The 11,894-nt window shown below is 72.2% G+C and carries 7 protein-coding genes; 5 read left to right on the forward strand and 2 right to left on the reverse strand.

Annotated features, from left to right (window positions below):
• Positions 1 to 49: 49 nt before the first annotated feature.
• Together R4Z62_RS01235 and R4Z62_RS01240 are read right to left on the reverse strand one after the other, a co-directional pair.
• Positions 50 to 2,686, reverse strand: a complete 2,637-nt coding sequence (locus R4Z62_RS01235) for a PA14 domain-containing protein (RefSeq protein ID WP_491518876.1) — start codon at positions 2,684 to 2,686, stop codon at positions 50 to 52.
• A gap of 142 nt (positions 2,687 to 2,828) precedes the next feature.
• Positions 2,829 to 5,303 carry a beta-L-arabinofuranosidase domain-containing protein gene (locus tag R4Z62_RS01240; RefSeq protein WP_491518877.1) on the reverse strand — a complete coding sequence of 825 codons (2,475 nt, stop codon included), beginning with the start codon at positions 5,301 to 5,303 and terminating at the stop codon, positions 2,829 to 2,831.
• Positions 5,304 to 6,018: 715 nt separating this feature from the next.
• Between R4Z62_RS01240 and R4Z62_RS01245 the strand changes: the two genes are divergently transcribed.
• The 5 genes from R4Z62_RS01245 to R4Z62_RS01265 all read left to right on the forward strand — a co-directional run bounded on the left by R4Z62_RS01245 (position 6,019) and on the right by R4Z62_RS01265 (position 11,891).
• Complete coding sequence (locus R4Z62_RS01245) at positions 6,019 to 7,128, forward strand: ABC transporter substrate-binding protein (RefSeq protein WP_491518878.1); 1,110 nt, start codon at positions 6,019 to 6,021, stop codon at positions 7,126 to 7,128.
• A gap of 90 nt (positions 7,129 to 7,218) precedes the next feature.
• Positions 7,219 to 8,844 (forward strand): sugar ABC transporter ATP-binding protein, encoded by a 1,626-nt coding sequence (locus R4Z62_RS01250; RefSeq protein WP_491518879.1) that lies wholly within the window; start codon positions 7,219 to 7,221, stop codon positions 8,842 to 8,844.
• The gene (locus R4Z62_RS01255) at positions 8,841 to 9,809 is read left to right on the forward strand and encodes an ABC transporter permease (RefSeq protein WP_355483206.1); all 969 of its coding nucleotides are present in this window, start codon (positions 8,841 to 8,843) and stop codon (positions 9,807 to 9,809) included. The genes R4Z62_RS01250 and R4Z62_RS01255 overlap by 4 nt, the downstream gene beginning before the upstream one ends.
• A complete protein-coding gene (locus tag R4Z62_RS01260) occupies positions 9,806 to 10,822 on the forward strand; it encodes an ABC transporter permease (RefSeq protein WP_491518880.1) in 1,017 nt (338 codons plus the stop codon). Before R4Z62_RS01255 ends, R4Z62_RS01260 begins: the two co-directional genes overlap by 4 nt.
• A gap of 52 nt (positions 10,823 to 10,874) precedes the next feature.
• Positions 10,875 to 11,891: a LacI family DNA-binding transcriptional regulator gene (locus R4Z62_RS01265; RefSeq protein ID WP_018566194.1), complete on the forward strand. Its 1,017-nt coding sequence runs from the start codon at positions 10,875 to 10,877 to the stop codon at positions 11,889 to 11,891.
• Positions 11,892 to 11,894 lie beyond the last annotated feature (3 nt).

Below are 11,894 nucleotides of genomic sequence, written 5' to 3' on the forward strand. Positions count from 1 at the left end.
CCGGTGACCGGTCCCGCACCCTGCTGTCCTGCCGCTGTTCCCGCCGCTGTCAGCGGGCGGTGCCGCCCGCCGCGGCCCCGGCCGCGATCAGCCGCCGGTTGATGTCCCTGACCTGGTCGGGGTAGACCTTCAGGACGGCCCGGTCGTAGGTGATCAGACCGTTGAGCTCACCTTCGACGTCGCTGATCTGGGTGAAGACCGAACCGGACAGTCCGGCGCTCGCGTTGGGGATCAGCTGACTCGTGTTCTCCACGTACGTCCTGGTCATCTCGGCGATGTCGGCGGGGCCGTCACCGTAGTCCTGGCCGCCCGCGACCCCGGCGATGTGGCCGGGGACGGTGAGCGAGTACCCGCCGTGCTCTCCGTCGACGGCGGCCCGGGTGGCGTCCGGCGCCGGGTTGGCCGGTCCGTGGTAGAGGTGGTGGTCGATCACGTCACCGCGGCCGGAATCGCCCTTGGAGGCACAGCAGTTGACACCCGAGTGGGCGTCGACCAGGCGCGCGGGGTCCTGGCGCTTGACGGCGTCGGCGAGTTCACCGGTGGACTGCTTGCTCTGCTCGCCCCAGCCCTCGTTCATCATCGTCCACATGACCACGGAGGGGCTGCTGATGTGCTGGTCGACGATCTCGTGCACCTCCTTGTCGAACTCCGCGTTGCTCGCGGCGCTCGCCTTGTCGGTGTTGCGGCTGGGCATGTCCTGCCAGACCAGCAGGCCGAGCCGGTCGGCCCAGTAGTACCAGCGGGCCGGTTCCACCTTGATGTGCTTGCGTACGGTGTTGAACCCGAGCTGCTTGTGCAGCTGGAGGTCGGACCTGAGCGCCGCGTCCGTCGGGGCGGTGTAGATGCCGTCGGGCCAGAATCCCTGGTCGAGGGTGGCCAGCAGGAAGGTGGGCCTGCCGTTCAGCTCGATCTTGTTGACGCCGCCGGCCTTGGCGATCGAGACCGACCGCATCCCGAAGTACGAGCCGACGCTGTCGTGCGAGCGGCCGTCGTCCAGGGTGACCTTCAGGTCGTAGAGGAACGGGCTGTCCGGGCTCCACAGCTTGGCGTGCGGGACACGCAGCGTGAGGGCGGTGCCGGCGCGGCCGGAGACCGAGCCGACGCGCCGGTGGCCGTCGTACGCGGTGGCGGTGACCCGGGCGGTGCGCCCGGTGCCCGCGCTCGGGCGCACGGTGACCGACACGGTGCCGCTCTTCACGTCCGGGGTCAGCACGAGCGAGTCGACGCTCTTCTCGGGCACCGGCTCCATCCACACCGTCTGCCAGATGCCGGAGGTGGGGGTGTACCAGATGCCGCTGGGGTCGCGGGACTGCTTGCCGGTCGCCTGCTGGGTGGCGTCGGTGGTGTCCTTGATCTTGAGCAGTACGCTCTGGTCGCCGTGGCGGGTGACCGCGTCGGTGATGTCGGCGGTGAACGCCTCGTAGCCGCCGGTGTGGTGGGCCACCGGCTTGCCGTTGACGTACACCCACGCCTCGTAGTCGACCGCGCCGAAGTTCAGGTGCAGCCGGTTGCCCGAGCCGACCCGCCAGCCGGCCGGGACCTTGAAGGTGCGCTGGTACAGCGACCAGTCGTGGTGCTCGGCGACACCGGACAGCGGCGCCTCCATCGGGTAGGGCACGAGGATCTTCCCGCTGAGCCTGCCCCGGGGCAGCGGCGCGTCCTGCGCGGTGGCCTGGAACTGCCAGGTGCCGTTGAGGTTGGCCCACTGCCCGCGGGTCTGCTGCGGGCGCGGGTAGTCGGGCAGCGCGTTGGACGGGGAGACGTCCTTGGCCCACTGGGTGGCGAAGTACCAGGTGGAGTTGTTCCGGGCCAGGCTGGAGAAGACGCCCAGCGGACCGGCGGAGGTGTTCAGACCGCCCTTGCCGTCGTAGCTGATCCGGACGTCGGACTTCATGGCCGCGGGGGTGTCCTTGGCGGCGGCGGTGAGGACCAGCGCCGAGCGGTCGTGCGGGTCGGTTGCCACGGCCGGTGTCCAGCGCTGTCCCCCGGCGATCACCGACAGGTGCTTCGTCAGGTCCGCGGGCAGCGCGTCCACCCGGCCGGGCAGCCGGACCACGGCCTTGCGGCCGGTGGTGTCCACGGTGCTCGCCAGGTCGAGGGGCGCGTAGTCGTCCGGGACGTGCAGCGCGGAGTCCGGGACGGGCTGCCGGTCGAAGCCGGGGCCGGACCACTCGGTCTGGATGTAGGCGCCGCCGTTGCCCTGGTTGTAGTCGAAGGCGAGCTGGTGCCGCCCGGCGGTCAGGGTGACGGGCTGGGACTGGGTGGGCACGTCCCAGTCGGTCGTCCAGTGGTCGATGACGCTCGCGCCGTCGAGCGACAGGCGGAAGCCGTTGTCGCCCTTGATGTAGAACGTGTACGCGCCCCCGGCGGGCACGTCCAGGGTGCCCGTCCAGTGCGCGGCGACGTTCAGGGTGGACCCGGCGCAGCCGCGCAGCGTGGGGATGAGGTCCTTGACGTTCAGGGAGGGCTGGATCCCGGTGCTGGTGTAGGTGGCGAAGTCCAGTGAGGTGCTGTCGGAGCTGAGGTAGCAGTCGCTGCGCAGCCCCTGCGCGGGGGCGGCGGCGGACGCGGTGGCGGACTCCGCCTGGGCGAGGGAGGCCGGGGTCAGCAGGGCGGCGCCCAGGAGCAGCGGTGCCAGGGCGGCCAGTCGCCGGGTGGCGGGGGTGCGGGTGCTGCCGGGGGTCATTCTTCCGGGACTCAAAGGAGTTTCACCTTTCGTCGGTGCGGTGGGAGGGGCCCCCGCCGGACGGCTGTGCGGCGGTACGGCCGTGCGGTGTGCTGCCGTCCGTGGCGGGCCCGGGGTTCTGCGGCGGTCCGGCACCCGGTCCTCAGGACTCGGTGCGCCAGGCCAGCAGGCCGCCGGAGAACCCGGTCTTCAGGTGCGCCGTGATGCGCAGGGCGGTGGTGGTGACCGCCGGGAAGGAGAGCCGGTTGAAGCGGTCGGTGGCGGTGCCGTGGGCGGCGCTCTCGCCGAGGGGCCGCCAGACGCCGTCGGTGCCGCGGTGCTCCAGGCGCCAGGACTCCGGGACGCGGCAGGCGCCGTGGCCGGTGTCGTCGTACCAGTACACGGCCACCGCGCCGACGCGGACCGGTTCGGCGTAGTCGTACCGGATCCACTCCTCGGTGCCGGTCCGGTCCCACCAGGTGAAGCGCGGCACCGACTGGTCGTAGGAGCCGGACGGTTCGACATCCGCGTTCATGAGCAGGGCCTGCGGGCTGTCGACGCCGCTGAAGGAGGCCGTGACGGCGGCCCATTCCTTCGCCCTGCCCCTGGCGGCGGCGGTCGGGAAGGCGGTGACGCGCAGCCGGGCGGCGGCGGCCGGGACCAGGGTGAGATGTTCGACGGGCCGGGTGGTGCGGGCGGGACTCTGCTGGAGCGGGGCCACGACGTCCTGGTCGTCGCGCGTCCAGCCGTCCAGGCGGCGGCCCTTGGCCCGCAGGAGCACGGGGGTGCCGGAGTGGGTGAAGGGGTTGGCGGCGCGGGCGCGGGTGCGTTCCACGGCGAAGGACCGGGCGGGGTCGCGGGCGTCCAGCTCCAGGGCGTAGTTCCACGGCGAGCGGGGGCGTACCTCGTACTCCGGCCAGGCGTCGCTGCCGCCGGTGCGGCGCCACTCCTCCTCGATGCGCAGGGAGTAGGTGAGCGGGCCGTGGTGGACGGAGACGGCGCCGGCGCTGCCGTGCCAGGTGCGCACCCGGGTGCGCATGGGCAGCCGCAGCACGAGCCGGTCGCCGTCGCGCCAGCGCCGGTCCACGACGAGGTGGCCGCCGCTGCGCCGGACCGGCACGGGCCGCCCGGCCAGCCGGACGGAGGGCTCGCGGCACCAGCCCGGCACCCTGAGGTGGAGCGGGAAGGTGACGGCGTGCGGCGCGGACACGGTGAGGGTGACGGTGTCGTCGAAGGGGTACCCGGTCTGCTCGGTCACGGTCACGGTGGTGCCGTCGCCCACCTTCGCGCGCACGGTGGACTCGCCGTACAGGGAGGCGCACAGGCCGCCGTCGAGGCTCGCCAGCCACATCTCCTCGGCGTAGTAGGGCCAGCCCATGCCGTAGTTGTGCGGGCAGCAGCGGTAGTCGTGGACGCCGGGCCGGTACGCCTGCATGGCGAAGTCGTTGTCGAACTGACCGTGCGACTTGGCAACGTTGTCCAGCTGGACGCTGTTGGCGGCGGTGACGTAGTGGGTGCCCTTCTGCCGCGGGTCGAAGGCGGCGGGCAGCATGTTGAGGGCCAGGTCCTCGCAGCGGTCGGCCCACACGGTGTCCCCCGTGATCCGGGCGAGCAACTGGTGGCTGTGCATGAACTCGACGATGCCGCAGGTCTCGAAGCCCTGGCGCGGGTCGTGGTAGCCGGGGCGGGCGTTCTCGTCCGCGGCGAAACCGCCGCCGGGGAACTGGCCGTAGCGGGCCATGACGGTGTCGTACACCCGGTGGGTGGCGCCGAGGAAGGAGTCGTCGCCGGCCAGCACCCCGTACTGGGCGGGTTCCCGGAAGCCCTGGGCGAGGTTGACGTTGTGCCAGGTCGGGATGGTGTGCGTGTAGTCGGCGCTGTGGGTGTGCATGGTGCGCACCAGGTCGAGCAGCCAGTCGTCGCCGGTGCGGTTGTAGAGCCAGTAGGCGGTGTCGATGGTGTCGCCGACGCGGGCCGCGCCCCAGCCCTGTCCGAAGAGGGTGCCGGGCTGGGTGTGGAGGTACTTCAGCCAGCCGGTCAGGGCCGGTACGACCCGGTCGTCGCCGCTGTACTCGTGCCAGGTGCGCAGCGCGTCCAGGACCGGCATGTACGGCCAGAAGTCCGGGCCGCCGCCGAGGGCGGTGCGCAGGCGGGCGGGGCCGAAGAAGCCGTCGGGCTGCCGGGTGGCGAGGATGCGGTCGATCCAGGCGCGGGTGGTCTCCAGCACCCGGCTGTCCTGGGTGACATAGCCGAGGTCGCCGAACCCCCGCAGCCAGTAGGGCAGTTCCTCCCAGCCGTCGCGGTCGGCGACGGACCAGCCGCTGGTCCGCTCGTCGAGGTAGTCGGACACCTCGGGCATGCGCCCGTTCAGTCCGTCCAGTTGCAGGTCGAGCTGGGCGCGCAGCCATCCCTTGGGCGTGATGCTGCCGGGCGGCAGCCGCAGGAACGGCTCCGGCCGCAGCGGGGCCCGGTTGGCGGTGTAGTGGGGGCGGGCGGCGACGGTCGGCCCGGCCGGGCTCGGCGGGGCCGAGGCGTGGGCGGAGGTGTCGGCGGAGGCGTGGGCGGTCGAGGGGGCGCCGGCCAGGGCTGCGGCGCCGGCGGCGGACATGGAGCCGGTCAGGAACGTACGGCGTTCCATGGGCTGCCCTTCCTGTTCGAGGACCGTGTCCAACGGGTGCGGGCTGGGCGGGGGTTGTGGGGGCAGGGGCCTTGGGTGAGGGAGGGCCGTGGGGCGTGGGGGCGGGCGTGGGACCTGAGGCGGGGTCTTGAAGGTGGGGGGCGCGCTGGCCGGATCGTTGTGCCGTGGAGCTGTCTGACGCAACGTCACATGGCGGTGGCCGGCCGGGCGCGCGGACCCCGGAGGAGGTCGCGGCGCGGCCCGGAGGCGTCCGGCCGGAACGCCGCAGCGCCTCGGTCCGCCTCACCCCGACGCGGTGGCGGCACCTCGGCTGCGACAGGCGCCTGACAACGTTGTAAACGCGAGCAGCCACATGACAGCACAGCGCCGTTCCGGGTGTCCACCCCTCGTACGCGATTGCCGTGGCAGCGCTGTCCGGCATGCCGATTGCGCGGCAGTTCCCGCTGATCACAGGGGAGTTGGCCGCTTCGCGAGGGGTGCGTTCGGCCGCCGGGAGGGCCGCCGGAGCGCCCGCCCGGCCGCCGTCCGGCGCCGCCGTCACCTCCGACGAGGAGTTGTTTACAGCGGGTTGACATCCGCTTCGGCGTTCCCGCAATGTCTACAACGTTGCAAAGCCCGCCTGTCGGTTCTGCCTTCGCCCTGCGAGGGCCCAGGGCGGCCCCTGCTCTCCTCCGCCCCGCCCCTTCGTCCACCCCGTTGAGGATGTGATCGGCGCGTGAACGTTCAAGCCAAGACCCTCACTGCCGCAGTGCTGGCCGCCGGGCTGTGTCTGGCCGCCACCGGATGCACCAAGTCCGGCTCGTCCGACTCCGGCGGCGGCTCCTCCTCCGCGGCGGCGAACGACAACGCCGCGGCCTCGCAGCAGGTCGCCTCACCGGCCGCGAAGGGCCCCGGCTGCACGTACAAGACGTACAACGGCGGTGTGCCCAGGCTCGACCTCACCGACGGCAAGACGGTCGTCGGTTTCTCGCAGTCGGAGTCGACCAGCAATCCGTTCCGCGCGACCGAGACCAAGAGCATCGAGCAGCAGGCGAAGAAGCTCGGCGTCAAGCTCATCCAGCGCAACGCCAACGCCGATGTCAACGCGCAGAACTCGCAGATCGAGGACATGATCGCGCAGGGCGCCAAGGCCCTGATCGTCGCCCCGGAGAACTCCGACGGGCTCGGCCCGGCCCTGGCGAAGGCGAAGTCCGCCAAGATCCCCGTGCTCACCATCGACCGCACGGTCGGCGGCACCGCGTGCACGGACTTCATGGCCTTCATCGGCTCGGACTTCTACCACCAGGCGCAGCTCGCGGCCGACGACCTCGCCGGGGCCACCGGCGGCGAGGCGCACGTCGCCATCCTGACCGGCACCCCCGGCAACAACGTCACCACCGACCGGACCAAGGGCTTCCAGGACCAGGTCAAGGCCAAGTACCCGAAGATGAAGGTGGTGGCCTCGCAGACCGGCAACTTCGCCCAGACCGACGGCCAGAAGGTCATGGAGCAGTTGCTCCAGTCCCACTCCGACATCAACGCGGTGTACGCGGAGAACGACGAGATGGCACTCGGCGCCATCCAGGCCGTCCGCTCGGCCGGCAAGACGCCCGGCAAGGGCATCAAGGTCGTCTCCATCGACGGCATCGAGCAGGCCGTGAAGAACGTCGCCGCGGGCCAGATGGTGGCCGACATCGAGACCAACCCCCGCTTCGGCCCGCTCGCCTTCCAGGCCCTCCAGGACTTCTACGGCGACACCGGTGTGCAGTCCAAGGTCATCATCAAGGACGGCCACTTCACGCACGACAACGCCCAGCAGGCCCTCGACCAGGGCCTCGTGTACTGAGCTGCGCGACGGCACGGACGGAACGGGCCGGGGCCGGACCGCGGTGGTTCCGGCCGGCCCGGCGGACCGGCGGCTGCCCCGGCAGCCCGCATGAGGAGGACGACGTTGGTCCAGCAGGACCCGGCACCTCGCAGCGACTGGATCGTGGACGTCGCCGGGGTGGACAAGAACTTCGCGGGCGTCCACGCCCTGCGCGGGGTGGACTTCCGCCTGCGCCCCGGTGAGGTGCACGCCCTCATCGGCGAGAACGGCGCCGGAAAATCGACGCTGATCAAGGTGATGACCGGCGTGTACCGCCCCGACGCCGGGGTGATCCGGTACGCGGGTGCGGAACGCTCCTTCCGCAACCCGCTGGAGGCGCAGGCCGCCGGGATCTCGACCATCTACCAGGAGGTCAACCTCGTCCCGCTGATGTCGGTGGCCCGCAATCTGTGCCTGGGCCGCGAACCGCGCCGCTTCGGCCTGGTCGACGTACGCGCCATGAACCGCTTCGCCGCCCAGACCCTGCGGCGCTACGGCGTGGAGGTGGACGTCACCCGGCCGCTGGGCTCCCTGGGCCTGGGCGCCCAGCAGATGGTGGCCCTGGCGCGCGCGGTGCAGATCGACGCCCGGGTGGTCGTCATGGACGAGCCGACCTCGTCGCTGGAGCCACGCGAGGTGGAGACCCTCTTCTCGGTGATCCGCGACCTCAAGCGGCAGGGCATCGCCGTCGTCTACGTCAGCCACCGCCTCGACGAGCTGTACGCCATCTGCGACCGGGTCACCGTGATGCGGGACGGGGCGGTCGTGCACACCGGCGACATGGCGGGCCTGGAACGCCTCGAACTGATCTCGCTGATGCTGGGCCGGGAGATGTCCGCCGTGCGGGCCAAGGGCGCCACGGCGTTCGGCGGCGAGCAGCACGACCGGCGCGAGGGCGTGCCGGCGCTGCGGGCCGCGGACCTGACCGTCCGGCACCGGGTGCACGGGGTCGGCCTGGACATCCACCGCGGCGAGGTCGTGGGGCTCGGTGGGCTGCTGGGCGCCGGACGCAGCGAGACCGCCCAGGCCATCACCGGCGCCCTGGCCACCGACGGCGGCACCGTCGAGGTGGGCGGGAGACCGCTGGCCCGGCGCAGCCCGGCCGCCGCCATCAAGGCGGGTGTCGTCATGCTCGCCGAGGACCGCAAGACCGAGGGCATCCTGCCCAACCTGTCCGTGCGGGAGAACATCTCCCTGGCCCTGCTGCCCCGGCTGGCCCGCGCCGGGGTGGTCTCGCAGGCCAAGCAGGACGAGGTCGTCCGCTTCTTCATGGACCGGCTGCGCATCAAGGCGTCCGGCCCCGACCAGAAGGTCAGCGACCTCTCGGGCGGCAACCAGCAGAAGGTGCTCCTGGCCCGCTGGCTGTGCCTGGATCCCGAGGTGCTGCTCCTGGACGAACCGACCCGGGGCATCGACGTGGGCGCCAAGGCGGAGGTGCAGGCGCTCATCGACGAACTCGCCGGGCAGGGGCTCGGGGTGCTGCTGATCTCCTCCGACCTGGAGGAGCTGATCGAGGGCTCGGACCGGATCGTGGTCCTCAAGGACGGGCGGGTCGTCGGACACCTCCAGGGCGAGGACGTCACCGAGCAGTCCGTGCTCGACTCGCTCGCCACCTCGGCCACGACCGGCACCACCCCCGATACGGACGCCGGAGCCGGATCGGGCTCCGCCGTGACCAAGGAGGAGCCCCGATGACTCCCACCACCTGGTCGGCCCCCAACCGGTGGGACCGGGCCCGGCTGACCCGGCTGCTCCAGGCGTACGGCGTCTACGCCGCGCTGGTCGTGCTGTTCGTCGTGGCCGCCGCCCTGGACACCTCCTTCCTGTCGGCGGGCAACGTCCGTATCCAGCTCTTCCAGGTCGCCCCGACCCTGATCGTCGCCCTCGGCATGGCCCTGGTCATCGGGACGGAGGGCGTGGACCTGTCGGTGGGCGCCGTCATCGCCCTGTCCGCCTCGGTCGTCCCCCTCTACCTCGGCTACGGCGCGCCGCTCGCGGTACTGCTCGCCCTGGTCTTCGGCGCGGTCTCGGGAGCGGTCGGCGGCACCATGGTGGCCTTCGCCCGCATCCAGCCGATCGTCGCCACCCTCTCCCTCATGATCGGCCTGCGGGGCGTCGCCGAACTCGTCAACGGCAACTCCGCCAAGCCCGTCATGGACGCCGGGCTGCTGAGCCTCGGCTCGGACAGGTTCGCCGGCGTCCCCCTGATGGCGTGGATCGCCGCGGCGTGCGCCGTGCTGACCGCGCTGCTGGTGCGCCGGACCACGTTCGGGCGGCAGTTGGTCGCGATCGGCGACAACCGCCGGGCGAGCAAGCTGGCCGGGCTGCCGGTACGCCGCGTACTCGTCACCGTCTACGTCCTCTCGGGCGTCCTCGCGGCCCTCGCCGGCGCGATGATCGTCGGCCACGGCGCCGAGGCGGACCCCGCCCACCAGGGCCTCAACATGGAACTCAACGCGATCACCGCGGTCGTGGTCGGGGGCACCCCGCTGACCGGCGGCCGGGTCCGGGTCCTCGGCACGGTGGCGGGCGCGCTGTTCATGCAGCTCATCACCGCCGTACTCACCCAGCACAACGTGCACACGTCCTACACCCAGCTCGTGGAGGCCGCCATCATCTGCTGCGCGGTCTACGCCTCACAGGAGCGAGGTACCCGATGAGCCCGTCCGCCCTGCGGCCCGTCGCGCCGCCGCGGTCCGCGCCCGACGCGGCGCGGCCCGCCGCGCTCCGCGAGCGCGTGGCCTCCCACATCCAGCGCCGGGGCGCGCTGGCCGTGCTGGTCCTGATGGTGGCCATCGCCTCGGCGACCTCCTCCACCTTCCCGACCTGGTCGAACATCTCCAGCATCCTCGGCAACAACTCCTTCGTGTGGCTGCTGGCCCTGGGCATGACCTTCGTCATCCTCACCGGCGGCATCGACCTGTCCGTGGGGTCCGTGTACGCGCTGGGCGGGGTCGTCGCCGCCTACGGCGCGCACGCCGGCGGGACCTGGCTGGCCATCGCCCTGCCGCTGGCGGTCGGCGCGGTGTGGGGCACGGTGCAGGGGCTGCTCGTCACCCGGGCCCGGATGGCGCCGTTCATCGTCACCCTGGCCGGACTGCTGGGCGCCCGCGGGCTGTTGCAGGCGCTGACCGACGAGGGCGCCACCACCTATCTGGTCCCCGCGGGGTCGCCCTTCCGGCGGCTGGGCGAGGGCACCTGGGTGCCGGTGCTCGTCGTCGCCGCGCTGTTCGTCCTCGGCGCCCTGCTGCTCACCCGCACCCGCTTCGGCGCCACCGTGACCGCGATGGGCGGCAACGAGAACGCGGCCACCCTGATGGGCCTGCCCGTGGCCCGCACCAAGGTCCTCGTCTACGTCCTGTCCGCCACCCTCGCCGCGACCGCGGGCGCGCTGGGGAGCGCCCGCCTGGGATCGGGCGTCACCACGATCGGCGTCGGCTACGAACTCACCGCCATCGCCTCGGTGGTGATCGGCGGCACGCTGCTGACCGGCGGCAGCGGCTCGGTGGGCGGGACGGTCAGCGGAGTCCTGGTGCTTGCCGTCATCCACAACCTGATCGACCACTACTTCTCCCAGTACGGCTCCGCGTTCACCGACACGGTCAACGGCGGGTTCCTGGCGGTCGTGGTGCTGGCGCAGACGCTGCTCAGCCGCGCCCGGCAGCCGGACTGACCGCCGGCACCGGAGCCCGCCCGGCCCATGGCCGTCCGACCGAAGGAGTTCCGTGGGCGTCAGCCTGAAGGACGTCGCACAGCGCGCCGGGGTTTCCGTCAAGACTGTGTCGAACGTCGTGAACAACTATGTCCATGTGGCCCCGCGCACCCGCGCCCGGGTGCAGCGGGCCATCGACGAACTCGGCTACCGGCCCAACCTCGTCGCCCGTCATCTGCGCAACGGCCGCACCGGCATCATCGCGCTGGCCGTGCCCGAACTGGGCAACCCCTACTTCTCCGAGGTGGCCGGGGCGGTCATCGACGCCGCCGCACGGCAGGACTACACCGTCCTGCTCGACCACACGGCGGGGCTGCGGGAGAAGGAGGTCCTCGTCTGCCAGGGCTTCCGCGCCCAGATCATCGACGGTCTCATCCTCAGCCCGATCCGGATGGAGCGGGAGGACCTGCTCTCCCGCACGGACCCCTCACCGCTGGTCCTCCTCGGGGAGCGCGAGTACGGCGCGCCCTTCGACCACATCGCCATCGACAACGTGGCGGCGGCGCGCGCCGCCGTCCAGCATCTGATCGACACCGGGCGCCGCCGCATCGCCTTCCTCGGCGCCCGCCGCGAGAGCGCGCGCGAACCGGCCCACCTGCGCCTGCGCGGCTGGCGGGAGGCGCACACAGCGGCGGGCATGAAACCCCCGGAGGCGCTGGTCGTGGCCACCGACGGCTACGACCGCCAGGACGGGGCGGCGGGCATGGCCGACCTGCTCGACCGCGGCGAGCGGCCCGACGCCGTGTTCGCCTTCAACGACATGGTCGCCCTCGGTGTCCTGCGCGTCCTGGCCGAACGCGGACTGCGCGTCCCCCAGGACATCGCCGTCGCCGGGTTCGACGACATCGAGGAGGCCCGCTACGCCGCCGTCGCCCTGACCACCATCGCCCCCGACAAGCAGGCCATCGCCCAGATCGCCGTCGACTGCGTGCTGGAACGCATCACCGCGCGCACCCCGCCGGTCCCCCGCCGGATCCTGCCCGGCTTCGAACTCGTCGTCCGGGAGTCCACGGTCGAGCGCCGTCCCTGACCC

Source organism: Streptomyces sp. PL-25, from assembly GCF_058344915.1.

Coding starts and splice junctions, on each gene's coding strand:
- R4Z62_RS01240 (WP_491518877.1), bottom strand. CDS start 5,303: ATGGAACGCCGTACGTTCCTGACCGGCTCCATGTCCGCCGCCGGCGCC.
- R4Z62_RS01255 (WP_355483206.1), top strand. CDS start 8,841: ATGACTCCCACCACCTGGTCGGCCCCCAACCGGTGGGACCGGGCCCGG.
- R4Z62_RS01260 (WP_491518880.1), top strand. CDS start 9,806: ATGAGCCCGTCCGCCCTGCGGCCCGTCGCGCCGCCGCGGTCCGCGCCC.
- R4Z62_RS01250 (WP_491518879.1), top strand. CDS start 7,219: ATGAGGAGGACGACGTTGGTCCAGCAGGACCCGGCACCTCGCAGCGAC.
- R4Z62_RS01235 (WP_491518876.1), bottom strand. CDS start 2,686: ATGACCCCCGGCAGCACCCGCACCCCCGCCACCCGGCGACTGGCCGCC.